Source organism: Bradyrhizobium sp. LMTR 3 (genome assembly GCF_001693485.1).
GTDB lineage: Bacteria > Pseudomonadota > Alphaproteobacteria > Rhizobiales > Xanthobacteraceae > Bradyrhizobium.
Window position 1 is genome coordinate 874173 of the sequence record NZ_MAXC01000012.1, and the last position, 21779, is coordinate 895951.

General features: G+C 58.5%; 18 protein-coding genes and 1 pseudogene. 12 read left to right on the plus strand and 7 right to left on the minus strand.

All coding sequences use genetic code 11. The features are described 5' to 3' along the window. Nucleotides 1-822: 822 nt before the first annotated feature. The 9 genes from LMTR3_RS37515 (at nt 823) to LMTR3_RS38520 (ending at nt 8864) form a co-directional block, all read left to right on the plus strand. Entirely contained in the window at nt 823-1167 is a 345-nt protein-coding gene (locus LMTR3_RS37515) for a hypothetical protein (protein WP_141686581.1), read from the plus strand. After that, the gene (gene trpD, locus LMTR3_RS13520) at nt 1088-2101 is read left to right on the plus strand and encodes an anthranilate phosphoribosyltransferase (protein WP_065745460.1); all 1014 of its coding nucleotides are present in this window, start codon (nt 1088-1090) and stop codon (nt 2099-2101) included. The genes LMTR3_RS37515 and trpD overlap by 80 nt, the downstream gene beginning before the upstream one ends. A gap of 16 nt (nt 2102-2117) precedes the next feature. Continuing rightward, a complete protein-coding gene (gene trpC / locus LMTR3_RS13525; RefSeq protein WP_065745461.1) occupies nt 2118-2936 on the plus strand; it encodes an indole-3-glycerol phosphate synthase TrpC in 819 nt (272 codons plus the stop codon). A 273-nt stretch (nt 2937-3209) separates the two neighbouring features. Continuing rightward, nucleotides 3210-3404 (plus strand): hypothetical protein, encoded by a 195-nt coding sequence (locus LMTR3_RS13530; protein ID WP_065745462.1) that lies wholly within the window; start codon nt 3210-3212, stop codon nt 3402-3404. A gap of 20 nt (nt 3405-3424) precedes the next feature. Continuing rightward, nucleotides 3425-3664, plus strand: a complete 240-nt coding sequence (locus tag LMTR3_RS13535) for a hypothetical protein (RefSeq protein ID WP_065745463.1) — start codon at nt 3425-3427, stop codon at nt 3662-3664. Nucleotides 3665-3965: 301 nt separating this feature from the next. After that, the gene (locus LMTR3_RS36330) at nt 3966-4490 is read left to right on the plus strand and encodes a flavin reductase family protein (protein ID WP_141686582.1); all 525 of its coding nucleotides are present in this window, start codon (nt 3966-3968) and stop codon (nt 4488-4490) included. A 195-nt stretch (nt 4491-4685) separates the two neighbouring features. After that, nucleotides 4686-4880, plus strand: coding sequence for a hypothetical protein (locus LMTR3_RS13545; protein ID WP_245319850.1), 195 nt, complete (start codon nt 4686-4688; stop codon nt 4878-4880). Between the two features lie 960 nt (nt 4881-5840). Next, nucleotides 5841-7376 (plus strand): class I adenylate-forming enzyme family protein, encoded by a 1536-nt coding sequence (locus tag LMTR3_RS13550; RefSeq protein ID WP_065745466.1) that lies wholly within the window; start codon nt 5841-5843, stop codon nt 7374-7376. A gap of 189 nt (nt 7377-7565) precedes the next feature. Beyond that, nucleotides 7566-8864, plus strand: a complete 1299-nt coding sequence (locus tag LMTR3_RS38520) for a preATP grasp domain-containing protein (RefSeq protein WP_245319851.1) — start codon at nt 7566-7568, stop codon at nt 8862-8864. A gap of 974 nt (nt 8865-9838) precedes the next feature. On the opposite strand, the gene LMTR3_RS13560 is transcribed toward LMTR3_RS38520, so the two are convergent. The 3 genes from LMTR3_RS13560 to LMTR3_RS13570 all read right to left on the minus strand — a co-directional run bounded on the left by LMTR3_RS13560 (nt 9839) and on the right by LMTR3_RS13570 (nt 12268). Continuing rightward, entirely contained in the window at nt 9839-10516 is a 678-nt protein-coding gene (locus LMTR3_RS13560) for a 2OG-Fe(II) oxygenase family protein (protein ID WP_065745468.1), read from the minus strand. A gap of 37 nt (nt 10517-10553) precedes the next feature. Next, nucleotides 10554-11237, minus strand: a complete 684-nt coding sequence (locus LMTR3_RS39185) for a GFA family protein (protein WP_245319852.1) — start codon at nt 11235-11237, stop codon at nt 10554-10556. A 791-nt stretch (nt 11238-12028) separates the two neighbouring features. Further along, nucleotides 12029-12268 carry a hypothetical protein gene (locus LMTR3_RS13570; protein WP_141686583.1) on the minus strand — a complete coding sequence of 80 codons (240 nt, stop codon included), beginning with the start codon at nt 12266-12268 and terminating at the stop codon, nt 12029-12031. A gap of 824 nt (nt 12269-13092) precedes the next feature. Between LMTR3_RS13570 and LMTR3_RS13575 the strand changes: the two genes are divergently transcribed. From LMTR3_RS13575 to LMTR3_RS13585, 3 genes are all read left to right on the plus strand, one after another. Further along, nucleotides 13093-13458 (plus strand): RedY/HapK family protein, encoded by a 366-nt coding sequence (locus LMTR3_RS13575; protein ID WP_065745471.1) that lies wholly within the window; start codon nt 13093-13095, stop codon nt 13456-13458. A gap of 34 nt (nt 13459-13492) precedes the next feature. Continuing rightward, nucleotides 13493-13867 (plus strand): hypothetical protein, encoded by a 375-nt coding sequence (locus tag LMTR3_RS13580; RefSeq protein ID WP_065745472.1) that lies wholly within the window; start codon nt 13493-13495, stop codon nt 13865-13867. A gap of 411 nt (nt 13868-14278) precedes the next feature. Further along, nucleotides 14279-15721 carry an MFS transporter gene (locus LMTR3_RS13585; RefSeq protein ID WP_502686627.1) on the plus strand — a complete coding sequence of 481 codons (1443 nt, stop codon included), beginning with the start codon at nt 14279-14281 and terminating at the stop codon, nt 15719-15721. A gap of 1033 nt (nt 15722-16754) precedes the next feature. Here LMTR3_RS13585 and LMTR3_RS13590 read toward each other — a convergent pair. The 4 genes and pseudogenes from LMTR3_RS13590 to LMTR3_RS13600 all read right to left on the minus strand — a co-directional run bounded on the left by LMTR3_RS13590 (nt 16755) and on the right by LMTR3_RS13600 (nt 21732). Further along, nucleotides 16755-18122, minus strand: a complete 1368-nt coding sequence (locus tag LMTR3_RS13590) for a M16 family metallopeptidase (RefSeq protein ID WP_245319878.1) — start codon at nt 18120-18122, stop codon at nt 16755-16757. 59 nt (nt 18123-18181) lie between these two features. Next, nucleotides 18182-19657, minus strand: a complete 1476-nt coding sequence (locus LMTR3_RS13595) for a M16 family metallopeptidase (RefSeq protein ID WP_245319853.1) — start codon at nt 19655-19657, stop codon at nt 18182-18184. A 295-nt stretch (nt 19658-19952) separates the two neighbouring features. Further along, a pseudogene (locus LMTR3_RS36335) lies at nt 19953-20090 on the minus strand (NUDIX domain-containing protein); the annotation flags it as partial. A gap of 337 nt (nt 20091-20427) precedes the next feature. Beyond that, nucleotides 20428-21732: an FAD-dependent oxidoreductase gene (locus LMTR3_RS13600; protein ID WP_065745475.1), complete on the minus strand. Its 1305-nt coding sequence runs from the start codon at nt 21730-21732 to the stop codon at nt 20428-20430. Between the last annotated feature and the right edge of the window lie 47 nt (nt 21733-21779).

The window sequence follows — 21779 nt, forward strand, 5'->3', positions numbered from 1 at the left end:
TAATTACAGCGTCGACCCGTCACGTGGTGGCGATGTCGCGCGCGGCGCAAGGAGCGGAAGCACGATTCAGGAGGCTCAGCCGCTTTGAAGGTGTCAGCCTCGACGATCCAGAAGCTAAACGACTTCCAGACACTGCCTAGCGACTGCTACGAGTTCTCGACTTCGCGCCTGCCTGTGCGGATTCCGGGCCTTTGTCGTGAACAGCCGGTAGGCGATCGCCATCGTCTGTGGACGCTCCTGATGGACGATTGCGCCCTCGTCGCGAGCCCATCTGGCACGACAACGCTAGGTGCCGTGACGATCTTGATGAAAAACATCCTAGGATAACCATGTAACCTACGGGCCGTACGGCTGTTGTCGGCGATAGTCGTCCAGCCATGTTCGTCGGCCCAAGCCAGGATGAGCTCTGAAAGCTCGATTTGGCGTCCATCTCGATCGATTCGATAACCAGCATGAATGTCGGAAAGTATCATGTTTGCGCGAGGACCGCTGCACTGGTGGCCGCCGCGCGCGGCCCGCTCCTCGGCCGAAGATTTCTCAGTCGTCCTGGTCTGAATGGAAACACGCGCAGAACGTGTTTCCATTCAGCTAAACTGCCCTGGGAGGGCGGTTTCTCAGAAAGCGGCGGGCTGCACTTGGTCGCTTGTGTCCCCGTCACTCTGGAACGCGCGAGATTGCATATTGGGCGGCACAAATGTTTCAGCCAAGCCATTAAAAGGGATTGAACCTGACGCTGCGTCAGGTTGTAGGAATCAATTATGACCAACCTACGCCACGCAAGCCATGGCTACCGGCTGACGCGCCCGCCGGGTCGCCGAACGCATGAACGCCAATTTGCAACTGACGCCTGTTCGAATCGACCTTCCGCTGATGAAGCCGGAAGGCTGGCAGATCATGCCGCCTGTCGATCTCGCATCCGGCGAGGGCAAAGAGCTGAAAGAAGGCCCTCAACCCATGTTGTGCGACAAACAGCGCGCGGCCTTTGTCACTAAGCTGGAACATGAAGGTCGGCACATCGATCAAAGAGGCAACCTTCGCCCTGGCAAAACGCTGGCAATAGCTACAACCAAGCACGTTCGAAAGCACGATGGACGCCCTCAAATCGATTATTGGCAAGCTCGCCAGTGGCGCCACGTTGACCTGCGAGGAGACGGCATCAGCTTTTGACAGCATGATTTCGGGCGAAGCCACACCCTCGCAGATGGGCGGACTTCTGATGGCGCTGCGGGTGCGCGGCGAGACGGTGGACGAAATTACCGGCGCCGCTTCCGCGATGCGGAGTAAGATGCTGCGAGTCAATGCGCCGCACGATTCCGTCGACATTGTCGGCACTGGCGGCGACGCTTTGGGCTCGGTCAACGTGTCGACCTGCGCCGCTTTCATCGTTGCTGGTGCTGGCGTACGGGTGGCCAAACATGGCAACGGCGCAATGTCCTCGCGCTCGGGCGCTGCTGACGTGTTGGCGTCGCTCGGTGTGAGGATCGACATCGCCCCTGAAGACATCGCTCGCTGCGTGCGCGAAGCCGGCATCGGCTTCATGTTTGCGCCGGTCCATCATCCCGTTATGAAGCACGTCCGCCCGACCCGGCTTGAGCTTGCGACCCGCACCATCTTCAATCTGCTCGGACCGCTGTGCAATCCGGCGGGCGTCAAGCGACAGATAGTGGGGGTGTTTTCGCGGCAGTGGGTGCTGCCTTTGGCGCAGGTGTTGAAAACTCTTGGCGCTGAGTCGGTGTGGGTGGTGCACGGCTTGGACGGACTTGATGAGCTCACCTTGACCGGCCCGACCTTTGTTGCCTCGCTTGAGACCGGCAAGATCCGCACCTTCGAAGTGACCCCCGAACAGGCTGGTCTCCCCCGCTGTGCCAGCGAGGGACTGAAGGGCGGCGATGCCAATGCCAATGCAGTGGCACTGAAAAGCGTGCTCGACGGCACCCCAAGCCCTTATCGCGATATCGCGCTTCTCAATGCGGCCGCGGCATTGATCGTGGCCGGCCGTGCCAAAACCTTGAAGGAAGGCGTCGCTCTTGGGCAGAAATCGCTTGGTAGCGGTGCCGCGGCGGCGCGATTGAAACACCTGATCGCAGTATCCAACGCCTAACAGCCGAGCCCAACCGATGTCGTATATCTTGACGAAGATCAAAGCCTACAAGCGCGAAGAGATCGCAGCCGCCAAGCGCGCCTTGCCACTTTCAGACGTCGAAGCGCTCGCGCGGCAGGCCTCACCGCCGCGGGGTTTTCTCGCCGCCATCTGCAACAAGCACGCAGCAGATGAATATGCGCTGATCGCCGAGATCAAAACGACCTCTGCCTCCAAGGGCCTTATCCGGAGCGACTTCGATCTGCCCTCGCTAGCCAGGGCCTATGAAGGGGGCGGCGCGGCCTGTCTGTCGGTGCTGACGGACACCCACCCCTTCCAGGGGCACCCTGATTTCACGGTGGCGGCGCGCGCGGCATCATATCTTCCGGTGCTGCGCAAGGACTTCTTGCTTGACACCTATCAGGTGGCCGAAGCGCGCGCTCAGGGGGCTGACTGCATCCTGATCATCATGGCGGCGCTCGAAGACGAAGCCGCTCGTGAGATAGAGGCTGCGGCCATGGCCCATGGTATGGATGTGCTGATCGAGATCAACGACGTCGACGAGATCGATCGGGCGCTAAAACTTCGCTCGCCGATGATCGGCATCAACAACCGCAACCTGCGCACCTCCGAGACCTCTCTTACGATCAGCGAGGCGCTGGCGCCGCTCCTACCGAAGAATCGCGTGATCGTCGGCGAGAGCGGTATCCGCTCGCAGGGCGACGTTCTGCGTCTTTCGCGGCTTGGCATTTCGACCTTCCTGGTCGGAGAAAGTCTGATGCGGCAGGCTGATGTAAGGGCGGCGACCCGCGCGCTGCTCTCGCGCGAGGCGGCGGTTTCAACCGGAGCGCAGTGATGCGCGCAAAACCTCCCAGCCAAGCTCCCTTCGCTCCTAATACTGCTCGGCGTCGCCGCTGTTCGACGACGGCTATTCAGCATTCAGAAGGTCCGCGGAACTCAATCACGTCAGCCCGGAGCCGTGGTCTCCCCTGCTTTGAGTGGGCCGATAAGTGCAGCCGATGATGGAGAGGCGAAATGCACCTTTTGAACGAAATAGCGGTGCCCTAGCCCGAGGATTTAACGGCAGAATCATGGAAAATTTTCAAAAATCGCGTCGGAGATTGGTCAGATGAGTGCGGTCTATGCTCGGAGCAGCGCGCTTTTCGGGCTGCAGCATGCGTACCGCATCAATCCTGCCGAGCTGATCGAGGCCAAGGCGGCGCCTGACAGATCGACCGCCGCTCAGATCGCCAGGGCCGGTGCGAAGCGCCCAACCGAGCTCATCGAAAAGACAGGCGGCTCGGTGAATCGCGCTTCGCGCTAGAACGCCAAAGGAGGCAAACAATGATGTCTTGGCAGACAGACACGGTACTCGGATCGATCGCGCTGATCGAACTCATGTTTCGTAAGCTTCGTGAAGTGATCGATACAGACAACTCGATCCCGCCTGAGCTGCGGCTTTCGTTGCACGCGACGCTGGATGAGCGTCTTCTCTCCGGGAAAAAGCGCCTTCTCGACAGTATCGGCAGGCAAAATGGCGCGGCGGCGATGCCCATGTCACCACCAAGGAATAATTTGCAGTGAATGATACCACGCGCGGACAGATCACGGACCGCCAGCCCTTCCGGCGTACCGGCACCCCTCCCCGTCGCTGTTCCCGCCCTACGACACGAGGAAGTGGAACGTACTCGATCTGACGCGGAGGCGCGACGAACGTTATTATCCAAGCGGAGCCAGATGTTGTGTTCAGCTGCATCGCCAGATCAGTCAGATTATCGGTGCCACCAAACGCGAACAGCGCGGAGGCAACTTTAACGGTCGCGAACCTACGCAATCTCCGCACGCCTCAAAGGTTCGAAGTCAAACGCCACTCTGGAGCTAGTCTATGAGCTGCCAATCGCCTCCCGGGATAAGCGATATTCGGTCCATCGAGGCGATCGAGTTTCGCCAAGCCATGCGAAATCTGGCGAGCGGCGTGTCCATTGTAGCGACCGGAACGGCCGACGGACGGCGCGGCTTAACTGTCAGCTCTATTATCTCGATCTGCATGGAGCCTCCCTGCCTGCTGGTCGGCATTAATGCCAGTTCCGAAACTCACGACGCGATACTCGCCAACGGCACTTTTGGCGTGAGTCTTCTCGGCGGCAATCAGCAGGACCTCGCACTGCGTTTCGCCGGCCGGCATGGCGCAAACGGTGTCCATCGTTTCGATACAGCGCCGTGGGATCAGGGCGTCCTTGACGTACCGGTTCTGCAAAGCGCAGTTTGTGTGCTCGAATGCGTCTTGCATCACCACCAAATCATAGGCACTCATGGGATCTTTATCGGCCGGATTGTCGCAACGCGAGCAGCTCAAGGCAATCCACTCATCAACTTCCGTGGCGAGCTTCGAACGCTACTGTACGGCTGAGTGCGTGTTTTCACCACAATGTCGCTATTCGTAACGAAACTCTACGGCCAGGCTTATGTTGAAAGCCGCAATGAAGGAGCCGAGTTATGATCATAGAATACTCGTCCGAGAGGGGGGTGCAAACTGGCGGAGCCCTTTGATTTTTGCGGGTTTAAGCTCGTCTTGAAGGGCCCGCATGCCGCTAAGCCTTCAGACTTGAAAGGGATCACGCTCGTTGACCACGACAACGCGCTGGTGCCCGTTGATTTAGTGCCTATCCTGCCTGGCTGCCCCAAGGACAACGAAACCTGGGAAGCAGCCTACGCCAAGATGGTCGCAAGCGCGCGCGAGCGCGGCTGGATTGACGCTAAAGCAAATGCGATTCGCGCACACATCGAAAGAAGGTTCTGATCAGAACAATCCGAGGCAGCTCGCATCCTGAGTTAGTGCCCTGCATGCGAGTGACACTCGTCCCTAATTGATCTCGATAGCGACTCCCTTGGCAGCTCGGCTTCATGCCCAGAAGCGGACAGCATGATGGCGGCAAGAAGATCAGCCCTGAATGGGAACCCGGCACGCATCAGCTGCGCCGCTCACCAAGACCGCGCCCTTAAGGCCTTGGCTCTGGCAACGCTAGCCCGGCTCGGGCCAGATGAACATATGCACACGACCGCCGCCCAAAAGGACTTGAATCGCACGTGGCGTCAAATTGTAAGATCTCAAAACAGGTGGCGCCGGCTTCCGGCCGCGCCGCGCTCAATCCGAGAAGCGTGGTTTTGTTCTGTCCGCACAGATCCCTGGAAGCTCGTATGGCGACAAGATCGCGCAAACGCATAAGGGTCGACTGGGTTGCAGAAGCTCCCAAGGAGCTGTGGCGGCAAGCTTCGCTCGCCACGATCGGCGCGACACCGCAAGAGATTTCCGCGTATCTCGGAGCGGGAATGTGAAAAGACCTGACGGCTCCAGGAAGGTCTTGCTAGTCAATCACACTGAAGGCCGATGCCGGGCCATTGTCGGCCTCAAAGATGGAGATGCCGGAGCCGCCTATATGTGTGGCGAGCCTGTACTGAGAAGATCGCGAACGAAACTCTCGTCATGGTGCGCTTATCACCATTGTCGGATGCACGCAGCCCCTGTCGGGCAAAACTGAAGTACGTGAGCAAGAGCCTACACTTTGAGTCTGCCGATTACATTCACTCTACCTGAGCTCATGAGATCGTCACAAGCTGCACTTTTTTGCAGATACCTGACGGAAGGCTCCTCATCTAAGACAGTAAAGCCGTAATCGACACCTTCCGAGAGACGTTGAGGAGGTCTCATTGGCCGCTTCGGAAGGCAAGTACTGTGCAAGCCAGGGAAAATGGAAGACTAATGGTTGATCTCTGCACGCTGATTGAGCGCAACGCGGCGTTCTCTCCCGACAAGGCCGCGATCCGTTTCGAGGGCGAGAGCTTGAGCTACGCGCTGTTCAATCAACGGATCGAGCAGGTCGCGCGCGCCCTAAAAAGCCAGCTCGGTGTGGAGAGAGGCGATCGCGTCGCGATCCTCAGCCTTAACCGGCCTGACCATCTGGTGCTGCTCTATGCGTGCGCGCGGCTCGGCGCAATGCTCGTGCCACTGAACTGGAGGCTTGCGGTCGCCGAGCAGCTCTTCATCCTTTCCGACGCCGCCCCCAGGGTGCTGGTGGTCGAACAAGCCTTCGAGGCACTCCTGCCGGTGCTGGCGGAGCAACTGCCGGATATCTTTGTCGTAGGCTTGGATTTTGTGCCCCTCGGCGGAAGTAAATGGGACGGCCTGCTGGACCGAGGGCGCGGCGATGGTCGCAATCCACACACGGACCTGTCTTGCCCGCTTCTGATCGTCTATACCTCGGGCACCACAGGGCGGCCGAAAGGGGCTGTGCTGCGCCAAGAGGCGTTGCTGTGGAATGGGGTTATGAGTCAGCACATGCATGGCCTCACCTCGGCTGATCATGTCTTGACAGTGTTGCCGCTGTTCCACGTGGGTGGCCTCAATATCCAGACGACGCCAGCGTTGCATCACGGCGCGACGGTTACGATCCACACGCGGTTTACGCCAGAGGCGACGCTTGCTGCGTTCGAGCGCGAACGGCCAACTCTGACCGTGCTGGTGCCTGCCACGATTCAAGCCCTGACCGAGCATCCCCAGTGGTCGACCACCGACCTGACCTCACTCAGAGCAATTTCCACCGGCTCAACCATGGTGCCGCAGCACCTGATCGAACGCTTTGTCACACGCCGCGTACCAGTGCTGCAGGTGTATGGATCGACGGAGACCTGCCCAATTGCTGTCTATACGAGGCTCGGCGGTGATCTCTCACGTGAGGGTACGACTGGTCTGCCCGGCCTTTTCTGCGAAGCGGCAATCATCAATGATGGGGGCAACAAGCTGCCGCCAGGCACCCTGGGCGAGATCGCCGTGCGCGGGCCTAATGTCTTCTGCGAATATTGGGGCAATCAAGAAGCAACGCGCGAGGCGCTGCATAACGGCTGGTATCACACTGGCGACATCGGCCGCCGCGATGCCGATGGCTATTTTTGGGTCCATGATCGCAAGAAGAATCTGATCATTTCCGGCGGAGAAAACATTTATCCGGCGGAAGTCGAGCGTGTGCTTATGGAGCATCCCGATGTTGCAGAATGCGCTGTCGTCGGTCGGCCCGATTCTCGCTGGGATGAGGTACCAGTCGCCTATGTGATCAGGCGGTCGGGCGCGCGGATTGAAGCGGAAGCACTGAACGCGCATATGCAGTCGCAGCTCGCCCGTTTCAAAGTGCCGCGCGAAATCATTTTCACGGAAGAATTGCCGCGAACGGGGTTGGGCAAGATCCAGCACTTTATGCTGAAAGAGCTCGATGCGCGAAGCCAGCAGGGAGGTACCGAATGAATATCGCGGATTGGGTCTGGCAGTATTTCCCTTGCATCCCGCAGGCGATCTTCCGTCTCAAGCTCACTAAGCCGTTTCGATCAACTGTTCTACATTAATACGCTGCCGCACGTTCATCGTAGTGCGGGTTGCGCTTCCGTCGCAGTATGCCAAGTACCACGGAGCCTGTTGATGCCGCGGATCCTAATTATGAACGCCGGTACCGCCCAAATGTCAGGTGCCGATCTGACGGCAATCCAACTTTCGCTTGCAGCCAAGTCGGCCTGGCGCTCCGTATGGTTTGCGCAAGCGGGCGACCTAATTGTCTCTCCGGTAGCGATCCCAGATGACCTGCTTCATTACGTTGGCGCGACGCTAAGGTTCGACCCATCGACTGTCCTGCTGCTCGTGCCAGAAAACGCGCACGAGACCCGAGTCCTTTGTGACTTCACTCTGCGGTCCAATACAATTATTGAACAGATCCGCCGCCACATTCGTGAGAAAACACATTGGGAACTATGTGCTTGCTATTCTACTGAAGGCGTTGCGCGCTTGGCGGCAATGCTCGGCATACAGCAGAACGGGGACGACTTCGCTCTGCAGCGAGGCCCTGATCTATTGAATCGTAAAAGCCACTTCCGTCAATTGGCAACAAGCGTCACGCTTCCGTTGCCCAGTGGATGCATAGCAACAAGCTCAGAAGAATTGTTCAGAGCGGTCAACTCCCTAAAGCCTGAAACCGGCAGCGTCATTGTAAAGTTAGATAATGGAGCCGGCGGGGTTGGAAATGTCATATTAACTGGCAAGGAGAGCGCTCCACTACCTGGGGCAAGGGAGACCCGGCGGGTCCTTTGGCCGTCGTTTGATCCTGATGCACTTTGGTCTGAGATGACAACCCCCTCCTGTAAAACAGTCGTCGTAGAATCATACCACTTGGCCCGTTCTCTGTTCTACCTCGAGTTTGAAATCGAGGAAAATGGTTCAATCGCATACGTCAACAGTGGAAACATACGTCTGCATCGAAGCGAAGATCGGGCCGAAAGAGCTCTCGTCTGGACTGGTCTAGAGCTTCCGAGCGACCTGAGCAATGAGCAGTACTCGACCGCTTACGCGCACGCCTATCGATTTGTGGAGCTTGCGCGGACATTGGGTTACCGCGGACTGATCAACATAGACGCCATTTTCTCGATCGACGGGCGGCTGCTGTTTAATGAAGCGAACGGTCGGTGGGGCGGAGGCTCGGTACTGCACAGCATTGCTGACCGGTTGCTAGGAGCGGACTATTCCCATTCCTACGTGATTTCATCTGTGCGGAATGTCCGACTAAACTCCCTCCGAACGGCGCTTGATTGCTTTGTCGATGAAGGATTGCTATTTGATAGCATACACAAGGAAGGCGTTATTCCACTTGCCGCCGACCAAGAGGCAGGCACGGTGGAGTGTCTCGTGATCGCGCGCGACAGGCTGGTGGGCCGGAATTTCGAGCATCGACTATTGAGGATAGTCTGATCTGGACCACTGCCCCATGTTCCACCCTTCAAGATGTTTTGTTCGGTCCATTTGTTCCAACTTGAACAACAGCCCTATTCCCAACCATCTGCTGGAGCCCAAAGGTGCCTGATGAGATGGCAAAGCACTCTCTTCAGTGGCCGCTCGCGCCGCTGTCGATTCTGCCATTCCAACCCACCTTGTTCGGCGCACGAATTGGTCACGCTTCTCATGACATACCACAACCGTGCAAGCGGTTTAGTTTCTGGACTCCCGACGCGCGGAGCACCAGACTTTCGGAGCGATGCAGATCGGCAGCCAACGTTGCGGTAATTGGCCCTGTTCTTCAGTTGATCAAAGTAGTTAGGCTGGCGCTGCGGCGTTTATCGGTGCCATCTAAATTCCGCGCGCGAGTGCGACAGCATCGAGCAAGATCGTTTTCGTAAGCTTACGCTAAGTTACCAGACTACAACTAGTTCCGCTGCGACATGGCATGAAGCGCGGCAGACCTGCCGATCTGACCGAAGGACGCGTCCGCGACGGCGGTGCTCGACGTGAGAGCTCTCCAGAGGTTCGCGGCTCGCGATCTCTAACTGGGCACGATCAATTCGGCTCGTGTCCTTTCGCGCTTGGCACCCAAAACCGAGACGCTCGTGCGTGATCGGTGACGCGGACTCCGGCGACGTTGACGGCACGCGATCACTGGGCCAGAGCGCGAGCATGCGCGCGAGCGTTGTCATTGTTGCCCATCGTCATGCCCCGGGGCTTCTCCGGCAGGAAGAGTTTGCTGGGCATACCGAACCAGCACAACCAATGAATGTGCGATAGCCCTGGGCGACAGGGCGATGGGTTGGCCAGAACAAAGTCCTTCCGTTATAGCGACGGGCTGACGAAGACCACAAAGTATCTTTGTGCGCAGCTACGGGCGCATCCAGCTAGGGCATCCAGCCTGCATCAATAGACCTCATTCGCGACGCCATTACACGCCGTGCCATCTAGCTAGCCGACCGCACTCGAGCGGCATGGTCTTCGACTATCCGGCGGTTCGCACCGTCGTATTTTGAACAAAAGTAGACGAGTGACCGACGTTCCCCCGCGTGCACCTGCCTTACCTCATGCCAGAACCTACATGTTGTGATAAGCACCGTTCCTAAGTTTGGACGAAACACTTGGAGTTTACGATCGGTTGGATACACGACGAACTCACCGCCCTCGAACTCTGTCGCGAGCTGAACAATTACAGAATACTCGAAGTCGGGGTCGCTCTCAGCATCCAAATGGATGCCAACGAAGGACCGAGGCGGCATGCGATGCACTTGGCATCGACGAATCACGTACTCCGATGACGCTCCGAAGATCCTTCTAAGCGCAGAGACCCGCTCTTTTCTTTCCAGCAGTTCGATGATCTGCGCTGAAGCTGTACCATTCACGTTGCTAGGATTATGGCCGGCGTGATCTAGCCGCACTCGTTTCACAAAAACATTGTGACAATCGCCGGCATCTCCCTTCCGAACCTGTTCTTCTGGAATATCGGACTGCAGCTGATCGATCCTCGTCAACTCGTCTTTGGTGAACAGCGTATCGGGGGCAATCCGGACCGTACCTTTATCTGCCAGCTCTGCACGGTATTTCGCGATGGCATCTTCTGAAAGCAGATCAAGTTTATCACTCATTGTGCGCGCCTTTCGGATTCACTCAAATTCGACTCTTCTAATCCGCCTGCAACGAGCGGATCGCCAGATCCCAATTCTGGCCGTCGAAATCATCTATTCTTATGCTTTCGATCGTCGCTCCATCTAGGCATCGAACATTTACGCTGAATCCTGAAGGATTCGATCGCGGCCGATAAAATGGCTTGATGCCGCAAACCCGACAAAACGTATGCCGAGCGATGTTCTTATTGAACTGGTATGTAGTGAGGAGTTCTTCGCCGCATTCAATCCTGAGCTTGTCGTCGGCAACGAGCATGTGCAAAAATCCAGACATTTCGCAGATTGAGCAATTGCACTTCACTGCAGAAATCTCTGCTGGCGCTCGTACGTAGAACTTGACAGACCCACAGTGACAGCGGCCACTGTGTTCAACCTCCGGCCGACCATCTCCGTCAAGCGAATCAATTCCGACTAGATTGCGGCACCACTCTAAGCTGAGATCATACGCCCGGTCGAATTCATTCAAGAAACGGCTATTGCAGTCGGCAGGGACCAGTTCGCTAATGAGCCTGCTTGTCATCTCTCCGTGATATTTCTCCGCAGGATCCTCGCCGCCAACATGGACCTGGAAATAATCAAGATCGTTAGATCGAGCATCAAAGGCTTTGACTAAAGTGGTCCAAAGTGCCTGGATCATTTCCGCAGCATGTAGCTCAAAGGCAACCATGTGGGCGCAGCGCATTATGGGGTCTCTCGACGACAAGCCATGATATAGCGCACGCAAGTACCGGCTCGTTCTGGCGCTGTAGTTAGGCTGTATTGCTCGGCCAAGTAGGCGCCACGCATCTCGTTTAAAGAGCTTTGAGTGGAAGTTTTCTATGTTCAGAGTACTGGGTAGCGCAGCGTTGCCGCCTTGTAGAACCCGACTATGACCTCCCGTTTCATCCCAGCAGATAAAATTTGCGACCACACTGGTCAGCTCAACGTCCCTCGGGAGGTCTCGATTGCGATGTATTGCGTCGAATATGAGATCCCTTTGCGATCCCGCCTGCAGGTACGGGAATGCTTGTGACATCGCTAAGTATTCTGGCAGTAGACTGGCAACCCGATCTTTGGACATCTCCGCAGCGAACGGATGGGGACCAAGCAGAGCCCGGGCTCGGCTAGCCAAGTGCTCGCCAACTGGTATCTCTGAAGGTTGTTGCAGCTTAGAAGGAGAAGCTTGGGATAACGTCATTCGAACCCGGGCATGCAGAGAGAGAGAGAGAGAGAGAGAGAGAGAGAGAGAATCACCGGTTCTTCGTCCGGCATACTGTTTGTTGACTACAGTCAGGCAATTAGCATGCCAGCACGCAGCGAATTGATAATGTTCTGCTTTCGAGATGCGGCCGTTGACCTTACGCGTGTCGGGCCCCCGATACGCCAGGATCGCGGCGATTGATCGGCTGCCTTGTTGCGGATCGCGCTGATCAAGCGTGACGCCCGCCGCAATTGCATCGCGCTTCGCGCCCGCCGATCCGCCCGGAGCTTGGCTTAGATCGAGCGCGATTTTAAAGACTGCAATCGAGAAAACCGCGCTCCGGCCGGCTGGACAAGAGGAACGCCTCTCACCGTGGCCAAGAGCGGAACGAGGGAGTCCGGCCGGCTCAGGCTTTGCGACGTCATCGTGCTGAAGTTCAGGCGCGGATGGCAGACGAAAAACGTGCGCAGGGTCCAGTACGTGTTGACCATTGCCCGGAAGGCGAAACCGCGATTGCGCTTCTCGCCGGACATCTCCATTTTTCGCCTATCTCGCCGGCCCCGGTAAGCTCAATTGCCTGCTCGACGTTGGGGTGTCGGCTCCTCGTGTGACGAGATCTCGTGGAAGGACTCGAGCTGGTCAGGAACAGCCGCTGGAAATGGCGATGAGCTGAGGGACCCGCTCTCCCCGACGCGGCGCCTCGGGTTCTCGATAAGTCGCTGCTTGTACTGCATCAAGTCGGCCCCCATCGTGCCTGCGTGTCGTCGTGTTCAGCCGTGTCGGACTGGAGACGTCTATGTGCGGAACCCGACAGGAAGGCGCAAGTATTCCACCGGCGCGTCGCCAAGCACATGGTTTCGCCCCTCTGCACCAAGCTCGCACAACGCCTTTTTTTGGCGCCCCTATTGCTGGGACACGGTGGGATACACTACGACCACGGCCGTCTCGCAGAAACGGCCTCGGAGTTCAGATGAAACTCGCTCGATCGATCCAAATCGATGCCATATAGGCTTGGCAGCATCCTTCGCGGGTGCCGCTGTCGTTCGCCCAGCACGGGCTTTGGCACGGTATCGCGCGATGAAGTACCTCGCGAGCCGCATTGCAGTGATGTATCTCGGCAGCGTCGTGGAGATGTCTGACACACGCGATTGTTCGCGACGCCTTGCATCCTTACGCGAGCCTGACCGATCGCCGTCGCGTGCCCGATCCGGACGCAAAGCGAGGCGACTTCACGTTAGCCGGCGGAATCCCACACTCTATCGATTCCGCGCCCGGATGCAGGCTGCGGGGGCTGTCATCTTGGCTCAGAGCCGGTCGCTTGATTTCTGGTCCGTCACAACAAGGAGAAGGATGAATTGTGGCTGTTGTCCGATTTGTATTTGCTGCATTAAAGCCGGCTGTCAGCGCGGCAGACTATGAACGCTTCGAACGCGAGCTGGACTATGTCACTGACGCCAAAATGAAAATTGTCGTCAACTATTGTACGCACCGCATCACCGAAACCGGAGCTGGCCTATCGGGCGGCCTGTGGGATTATGTCGAGCGCATTGAGGTGACGGATCGCGCCGCCTATCAAGCTGAATTGGCCGTGGCCGGCAAGGAAATGATCAACGAACTCTACGAGAAGTATCTCGACAGATCCAAGAGAGTGTCGGTCTGGACGGAACGCATCAAACCAAGAGTTTGGCCGAGGCGGGCTTCATCGGAAAGCTCGCCCTCGTGATTGGTTCGTCCTCGGACGCTCAGGAGGAGCTCGCGTGAATTCGCGCGGCTCGGAGCCGCATGCGGCCATGCGTGGTCCAATTTCGAAGTTGCGCAGCAAGTCGTCAGGACCATTCGGCGGGGACATGCGGCGGGCGCCTTTTGCTGCCGATGAAGTCAAGCAGTTGCCACCGATTGCGGCCGAGCAGCTCGGCATGGTTGCGATCCTTGTCAACAATGCGATACCGACACTCCATTCCTTGGATGGAGGAGCGCAGTGGGAATGCAAGGCACGATTCCTGCTCGTGCAGCGCTTGCGCCGGCAATCATACCGCAAGGCTTGGGCGGGGTGCTCGATAGCGGTGCCGGGGATCGGTCCGATCGCATTCGAACTCTACGATCCAAACCGTATCGTTTCTGATCGGAACTAGTGAACCATGAATTTCGCGCGGTTTGCACGCGCGTCGATGTCGTCAGATGATCGTCAGAGGCGAGCGCTGAGATCGCGGTGATATGCGAGCGCTCCAAGCCGCCGGTCGGGATCACGAGCTTGTCTTCTTACAATATTCTCGGCGCGACCTATCTTCGCGATAGGCTCGCGTCGCGCCCGCGGTATGGATGCGGATGTTGCGATTCGACTCCTCGTTCTCGTTCCATACCCGCGCAGCCCTGAGGCTGCCGTCGAATGGGCGTGTTGCCGAAGTTCGGCCGAAGCTCCGATTACTCTGCGATGGGCTCCTCGCTAACATGCAAAACAGATCCTGAAAATCTGTGCAACAGTCCGGCAGTCGCCGAAAATATGCCGAAAAGATGAGGCGCTTTCCGGCTGGTCGGTAGTGTCCATGATGGCAGATTCCCGGCCTGAACTGCAGTTGGGCTGGCGTGAGGTTTTCCGCAACCGGCCATTTCAGACGGGGAGGAAACTCACAGTGTCACAAACATTCATCCCGCACGCACCAACGGTCAAATCGCGCATCGGCGCGATTTTGCGTGCGACGAGCGGCAATTTCCTCGAGCAGTTCGATTTTTTTCTGTTCGGCTTTTACGCCAGCGCCATTGGGAAGGCGTTCTTCCCGTCTGAGAGCGAAACCGCTTCGCTGCTCAACACGTTCGGCGTGTTCTGGCTGGGCGCCTTGATGCGTCCGGTCGGCGCGATCGTGCTCGGAGCCTATATTGACAAGATAGGCCGTCGGCAAGGCCTGATCGTCACGCTCTCAATCATGGCAATCGGCACCGTAATCATCGCCTTCTGTCCCAGTTACGAGACAATTGGCATTGCCGCACCTGTTATCGTGCTGCTCGGACGGCTGCTACAGGGCTTTTCCGCCGGCGTCGAAGTCGGCGGCGTTTCGGTCTACCTGTCAGAGATCGCAACCCCGGGCAAGCGCGGTTTTTACACCTCGTTCCAGTCCTCCAGCCAGCAGGTCGCGATCTTTGTCGCGGCGATCGTGGGCTATGTGCTGAACGAATCGATGCCGGTCGAAACGGTAGCCGCCTGGGGCTGGCGCATCCCGTTCTTTCTCGGCTGCCTAATCATTCCGCTTATTTTTTTCCTCCGCCGCACGCTGGAGGAAACGCCGGAATTTCTAGCGATGAAGAAGCATCCCACGGCCCGCGAGGTCTTTGCCTCGGCACTCGCCAACTGGCGGATCGTCATCCTCGGCATGATGATGGCGATCCTGACCACAACGACCTTTTATTTCGTCACCGTTTACACGCCCACATTCGGCAAGAACGTGTTGAAGCTGTCCTCCCAGGACGCGCTTTTGGTGACGCTTTTGGTCGCCGTGACGAACTTTATATGGAATCCAATTGGCGGCGCCGTCTCTGACCGAATCGGCCGCAAGCCGGTTCTGCTAGCAATTGCCGGCCTTGCGTTAGTGACCGCCTATCCGGCATTGCACTGGCTGGTAAGCTCCCCTACTTTCGGCAAGATGCTCGTGGTGGCTATGATGTTCTCGTTCTACTTCGGCATTTATAGCGGCACTATGCTGGGCGCTCTTGTCGAGATCGTGCCGAAGCATGTGCGCACAACCTGCTTCTCCCTGGCCTTCGCACTCGCGGCCGCCTTGTTCGGCACCTTTACGCCACTGGCCTCGACTTGGCTGATCGACCGGACCGATGATAAGGCTTCACCCGGCTTTTGGCTGATGTTCGCAGCCGTGCTCGGCATCATCGCGGCACTCACCGTCTATCCCGGGACCGCCAAGCCGTCGAGAGTTGCGAAGCCGTCGCGGCCTGAGCGGCCCAACAGCGTTTTAGGCGTGCAAGCCACACCGCACTAGCCGGCGGTCCGAACCGCTGACCGGGCGAAGCGTCGAGCTTCTGTGACATCGCGTGCTCCTTGTCTTCGGTGCCCCTGCCAGCATTCGTTGCTGGCAGGGCGGGAGTACGGCCGGACTACTTCATTAACGAAAGGTGCGGCTCGACGACGAGATTAAAATAGTTGTATTCGATCTAGTTCTTACACATGATCAGTTGTGATTTCCGGCACCACCAGAATGATCACAGCGTAGTCATCGCCGTTTTGATGGGCGCTCCCGCTATGGTCGCTTGATCCAGAGCCGAAATGAGAAAAACTTCTCTATGACATCGAAGTGTACCCTAACTGCGCCGTGTTCAGGTGAGAGGGCTTAAGATCATGGAGCTTCTTTTTCAGCTCGGCCAACTCTCTCGACCTCGCCTGCTTATTAAAGAGCCACATGGCCATACCAACAATGCCGAGCACAGTGGTTGTGATGGCAGCTGAACTGGCAAACATATTCGTAGCGGTTCGCTCCTCTTCGCTTCCCGTTCAGGCGACGATGACAAAATGCCCGATCATACAACTCCAGCAGTTCAGCAGAGCGGCCAAACAGCTCCCGAATAAGGACATTGATCAATTTCTGCGAAGAGTTGGGCTAAACATCTTTTTAGCTTCACTAGCCGCAACGGCGCGACGGGTGAGCGGGATTGGAGTGCGCGGCCAGATGGATCGAACCAACGAAGATCCTTGCTAGGCGCCATGGCAGCTGCCGAATCGTCACCGAAACTTGAATAGCTCGCTATAGCCGCCGTGTCGCTAGCTTCATTCGATGTCGCGGGCGCGGCTCGCCGGTGACCCGGGAGGGCCGCATTCGATGCGACCGTCAGCGGCAGTCTCGGCCTTGGTGTTCGACCCGTAGCGGCGTGGCAACAGCATTCAGCAGGAGCGACTAACTGGAGTGACGGCCTTTCGTGAGGCCGCCCCTTGATACAGGCAGGTCGGGCGTCGGCAAATAACGGCTGTAGGACAGCTTGTCCTTAGCGCGTACCGAAAGTCACCTCACGAACACAAAGCTAATTGGGTGTTGCCGGCGTTGCGGCTGATGGCGTGGCGCCTGGCTGCCCTGCCGCTGGCGGCGGCGTCGCGGCCGATGGCGCGGTGGTCGACTGGGCTGCGGCCATTGGGGAGCGGCCGACGATGACAGTGAGCAGACCCTGGCCCCACAGCCGCTGCGCCGCCGCCTTGGCGTCCTCCAGCGTCACCGCATCGACGAGGGCGTTGCGCTTTTCAATATAGTCGATCGGCAGCTTGTCGAGCTGGTATTGCAGCAGCGCCCGCGCCAGGTTTGACGACGTATCAAGCGCCAGCATCTGCGAGCCCTTCAGGTACGCCTTGGCATCATCGAGCTCCTGCTGGGTCGGACCTTCTTCGGCCATGCGGCGGACTTGCTTCTCGACCTCCTCCACGGTCTCGCGGGCGCGATCGGCGCGGGTGCCGGTATTGCCGACAAACACGGCGGAATGATCCATCCAGAGCAGCGTCTCATGGACGGAATAGGCAAGCCCGCGCTTCTGGCGGACTTCGCGGAACAGCCGCGATGACAGACCGCCGCCACCGAGAATTTGGTTGACGACATAGGCCGCCATGAAATCCGGCTCGCTGCGGCGGACGCCAGCACCGCCGAAGGTCACCACCGTTTGCGGCACGTCGAGCGGAATAAAGACGCACTGCGGCGCCTTTGCCGCGACCACATCGGGGACCAGCGCCAACTCCGCCTTGGCCGGCAGGCAACCAAACGTCTTGTCGAGCAGTCTGCCAAGCGTCTCTGGATCGACGTCACCCACCACCGCGATCTTGAGCGTGTCCTTGGCGATCACGCGGCGGACATAGTCCTTCAAATCGGCGACGTCGATTTTCGGCACGCTGTCCAACGTACCATGAGATTGCCGCCCGTAAGGATGGCCGTCGAAGGCGACCTCGAGGAACTTGCGATTGGCGAGCGAGCTCGGGTCGGTGGACTCGCGCTGCAAGCTCGAGAGCACGTGCGCGCGGATCCGCTCGACGTCCGGCCCGTCGAAATGCGGCGAGGTCAGCGCCATCCGCAGCAGGTCGAAGGCATCGTCCTTGTTGTCCTTGAGCATGCGCAAGGAGCCGCCGAACTGGTCGCGGGTCGAATGAAAGCTGAGCTTGATGGCGCGGCGGTCAAGCCGCTCGTGAAAAGTCTTGGAATCGAGGTCGCCAGAGCCCTCGTCGAGCAGGCCGGCGACCAGGTGACCGACGCCGGGCTTGTCGGCGGGGTCCTGGGTGGCGCCGCCGCCGAAGGCATATTCCATCGCGATCAGCGGGACGGTGGCGTCCTGCACGAACCAGGCTTCGATGCCGCCGGGCGAGACTAGGCGCTGGATCATGATTGCGGCCTGCGACGGCCGCGAAGCGAGCATCGTCGTCAGCGCGAGCGCACTGCCGCCGATCAGAACCGAACGCCGTGTCAAAAAATAGGTCACGAGCGCTTCTCCTCGCTTTTGGGCGCAACATCCTTGATCAAGTAACCGGTTACCGAACGCTTCTTGTCGAGCCATTTCTGCGCGGCCTCGCGCACCTGCTCGGCGGTGACGGCGCGGATGCGATCCGGCCAGCTCCGGATGTCGTCGACGCTGAGCCCCGTGGTGAGCGCGCCGCCATACCGGACCGCAAGCATTACCTGATTGTCCTGGGAGTAGATCGCGCTTGCGATCAGCTGGGTCTTGACGCGTTCAAGGTCCTCGGCGCGCGCGGGGTTTTGCGCGAGATCGGCGATCACCTTGCCGATGGCGTCCTCGAGCTGGGAGAACTCGACGCCGGGCTTCGGCGTGGCCCAAATCATGAATTGCGAGGAATCAAGCGAGGTGCCCTGGTAGCTCGCGCCGGTGCTGATGGCTAGCTGCTTGTCGATCACCAGCGCGCGGTAGAGATAGGAGTTGGCACCGCCGCCCATCAATTGCGCGAGCACGTCCAGCGCAGGACTCTTGCCGGCGGCCGCAGTTGAAGCCGACGGCACGAGATAATAGCGGTGCAGGGCCGGCTGCTCGACGCGCGGATCGGACAATGTCACCGTGCGCGGGGCCGCCGCCGTCGGCTCCTGTGGCCGCAGGCGTTTTGCAGAGATGGAAGGCTGTGCGGGAATGTCGCCAAAATTCTTCTCCACCATCGGGCGGATTTCATTGGGATCGACGTCGCCGGCGATGATCAGGATCGCGTTATTCGGAGCGTAGAAGCGCTTATAGAAGGCGAGCGCGTCCTCGCGGTCGAGCTTCTCGAGCTCCTGGCGCCAGCCGATAATGGGGCGGCCGTAGGAATGGTTGAGGTAAAGCGCCGCCATCATCTGCTCGGTGAGCCGCGCATCGGGATTGTTGGCGACGCGCATGTTGAATTCTTCGAGCACAACATCGCGCTCGGACAGCACGTTCTCATCTTGGAGAACGAGACCGGTCATCCGGTCGGCCTCGAATTCCATTATCTTACAGAGTTGCTCGCGCGGCACGCGCTGGAAATAGCTAGTGTAGTCGGTCGAGGTGAAGGCGTTCTCGTCGCCGCCAACGCGCAGCAAGGTCTGGGAGAAGGCACCCGCCGGATGATTGGCCGTGCCCTTGAACATTAGGTGTTCGAGGAAATGCGCAAGCCCCGACTTGCCCGGCGTTTCGTCGGCGGAACCGACCTTATACCAGATCATCTGCGTCACGACGGGCGTGCGGTGATCGGGGATCACTACGACCTGCAGGCCGTTCGCAAGCGTGAAGCTTGCAGGTCGCTCCGAAGGGACTGCGATCTGGGCAAGGACGCTCCTGTTTTCAGGAACGTCTCGGAGGCTGGGATTGCTGCTATTATCCTTTTTGTATTCGACGTTGTGTTCGACCGCCAGCGCGGTCGGCGTCATCAAGGCCATTGCAATAGTTGCCGTGCCTAGCACCTTGGTTGTCACCGAACTCCAATTCTTCATGGCATCGCCTTTGGTCGCATAGAGATCCACATTCTGCAGCGCACGATTCTGACAAAGCAGAGAGCCGCACGCCGTTGGCAAACAAGTGAGCAAAAGCCGGGCCAATCGCCTGATGCTTCCGCGCACGGGCAGCTGGATGCAAAACGAAGCGCCGCGCGTTCTTTCTCTCCGAAAGCCAAAGCCGCACTTGTTCAGTATCCAACATGTTGCGAACACGACGTTGCACACGAAAACCCACGACAACTCGCCGCCTCGCGCTGGCCTAAATCCTGCGACGCGACATACCGCATAGAGCCTTGATCTCGCGCCAGAGGCACTGCTCCGCTGTTTCGCGGCCGAGCCGGCGCCCGCCAGGAAACATCCAAAGCCTATCGCGGCGCCGCCGTACCAGGAGTAGCCGGCCGCGCTTCGACCCTGCCACCAGCACGTCCAAGCGATCATCGTTTCGGTCGTTCAATATGCGGAGAAAGCGTTTGCAACCGAGACTATTTCCTAAATAGGCCTCCCGGTTTCAGGGGCCGGAGTGACCAAATCTCGAGGACGGCGTCGTCTGGGTCTATGGCGCCGGCGAACACGGCGCCATGGACTTCACCGACTTCGGAATCGAAAACCTGATCGAGCTCGTCCGGATGCACAAAGAAGATCCGACTTGGCTGGCGCTGGTCGCCCGACTAATCCAATGAGCCTGCGGCCTACGCCGGATAGCGTACCGCCGAATGCTCGAAGTTCATGTTTCTGGCGTCCATGTTTTCGCTTGAGCTAGTGCTAATTCAGCGCCAGGCGCGCGGCAAGCGGAACCCATCGCCGAAGATTCCGGTCCATGACCACACATCGCCTAAGGGTTTTGAGTCCGGCTTCTCCTCCTCCCCCGCCTTTAGCCTGCCGCCGACGCGCGCGAAGTTCAGGATCGCCTTCGAGACGAGCTGGGGATGGGTGAGGAGAAAGTTGTCTGGCTGCGTGTGCATCAGCGCCGGCATATCCTTGTACTTTTTCAGATCCTCATACGACTCATGCAGCATCTTCTTGTACAGTGAAAAACTATTCGAGGTGCTGCGACCGCCGCGCGACTTCACACGGAAGATCGCTTCCGCGGCAATTCGTCCAGAGATCATCGCAACGTTCAGATGCCCACGATGGCCGGTATTATTGAGTTCGGCGGCATCCCCGACCACCACCCAGCCCTTGCCGTAGAGCTGGGGTACGGTGTTGTAGCCGCGTTTCGGGATGAGGTGCGCGGAATATTCCTTGAGCTCAGAGCCGTTGATTAGCGACACCACTGACGGATGACGCTTGAAGCGGGTGAGTAGCCCGTAAGGCGTTTCGCCCGTTCGCTGGAGATCGGAGACAAGGCAGCCGATGCCGACTGAGATGCACTCCCTATTCGCATAGATGAAACCAATGCTTGTCATGCCGCGCGAGATGGAGCCGGCGGCCTCGATCACGACCCCTTGGTCGCGATTTAGATTGAAACGGGCTTCGATGGTCTCGCGCGGCAAAAGGTGCATTTCCTTGACCTGCAGCGCAACTTGGTCGGGCCTCGGCCGCTCACGCCAGCCCGCACGCGTCCCGAGCAAGCCATTGAAGCCATCGGCGAGCACCACTACATCGGCGTGGATTATGCCATCCTGGCGGTCGGTACGCACCCCAATGACGCGGCCGCGGCGGTTCTGCGCCAGCTCCGTAACGGTAGTTTGGTACAAGACGGTGGCGCCGGCCTCCCTCACCTTCCCCGAGAACCATTTATCGAATAGCGCGCGGATAACGATATACCGGTTCGGTCGCTCGTCGTTGGAGTGGTTGAAGCGGTATCGCAGCCCGATATGGGAGCGGCTATCCATTAACCAAAAGCGCTGCTCGACAAGGCGGCGCTCGAGCGGCGCGTCCTCACGGAAATGGGGGATCAGCTGTTCGAGGATGTCCGCATCGAGCATGGCAGCCTGCACGTTCTTTGATCCGGAATATTCGCCGCGCTCGAGCTGCAGTACCTTCATGCCACGCTTGGCCATGGTCAGCGCCGCCGCGTTGCCGGCCATTCCGGCGCCAACCACGATGGCATCGAACCTCTCTTCGATCATGAGCCTCTCCCTTGTTTAGTGGCGATGTCCTCAGAACCTACGCTCGC

What these genes read in the sequence shown, in the direction of transcription:
- LMTR3_RS37515 (WP_141686581.1), top strand. Translation starts at nt 823, where the DNA reads ATGAACGCCAATTTGCAACTGACGCCTGTTCGAATCGACCTTCCGCTG.
- trpD (WP_065745460.1), top strand. Translation starts at nt 1,088, where the DNA reads ATGGACGCCCTCAAATCGATTATTGGCAAGCTCGCCAGTGGCGCCACG.
- trpC (WP_065745461.1), top strand. Translation starts at nt 2,118, where the DNA reads ATGTCGTATATCTTGACGAAGATCAAAGCCTACAAGCGCGAAGAGATC.
- LMTR3_RS13530 (WP_065745462.1), top strand. Translation starts at nt 3,210, where the DNA reads ATGAGTGCGGTCTATGCTCGGAGCAGCGCGCTTTTCGGGCTGCAGCAT.
- LMTR3_RS13535 (WP_065745463.1), top strand. Translation starts at nt 3,425, where the DNA reads ATGATGTCTTGGCAGACAGACACGGTACTCGGATCGATCGCGCTGATC.
- LMTR3_RS36330 (WP_141686582.1), top strand. Translation starts at nt 3,966, where the DNA reads ATGAGCTGCCAATCGCCTCCCGGGATAAGCGATATTCGGTCCATCGAG.
- LMTR3_RS13550 (WP_065745466.1), top strand. Translation starts at nt 5,841, where the DNA reads ATGGTTGATCTCTGCACGCTGATTGAGCGCAACGCGGCGTTCTCTCCC.
- LMTR3_RS38520 (WP_245319851.1), top strand. Translation starts at nt 7,566, where the DNA reads ATGAACGCCGGTACCGCCCAAATGTCAGGTGCCGATCTGACGGCAATC.
- LMTR3_RS13560 (WP_065745468.1), bottom strand. Translation starts at nt 10,516, where the DNA reads ATGAGTGATAAACTTGATCTGCTTTCAGAAGATGCCATCGCGAAATAC.
- LMTR3_RS39185 (WP_245319852.1), bottom strand. Translation starts at nt 11,237, where the DNA reads ATGCGCTGCGCCCACATGGTTGCCTTTGAGCTACATGCTGCGGAAATG.
- LMTR3_RS13570 (WP_141686583.1), bottom strand. Translation starts at nt 12,268, where the DNA reads ATGTCCGGCGAGAAGCGCAATCGCGGTTTCGCCTTCCGGGCAATGGTC.
- LMTR3_RS13585 (WP_502686627.1), top strand. Translation starts at nt 14,279, where the DNA reads ATGATGGCAGATTCCCGGCCTGAACTGCAGTTGGGCTGGCGTGAGGTT.
- LMTR3_RS13590 (WP_245319878.1), bottom strand. Translation starts at nt 18,122, where the DNA reads ATGCTCGCTTCGCGGCCGTCGCAGGCCGCAATCATGATCCAGCGCCTA.
- LMTR3_RS13595 (WP_245319853.1), bottom strand. Translation starts at nt 19,657, where the DNA reads ATGAAGAATTGGAGTTCGGTGACAACCAAGGTGCTAGGCACGGCAACT.
- LMTR3_RS13600 (WP_065745475.1), bottom strand. Translation starts at nt 21,732, where the DNA reads ATGATCGAAGAGAGGTTCGATGCCATCGTGGTTGGCGCCGGAATGGCC.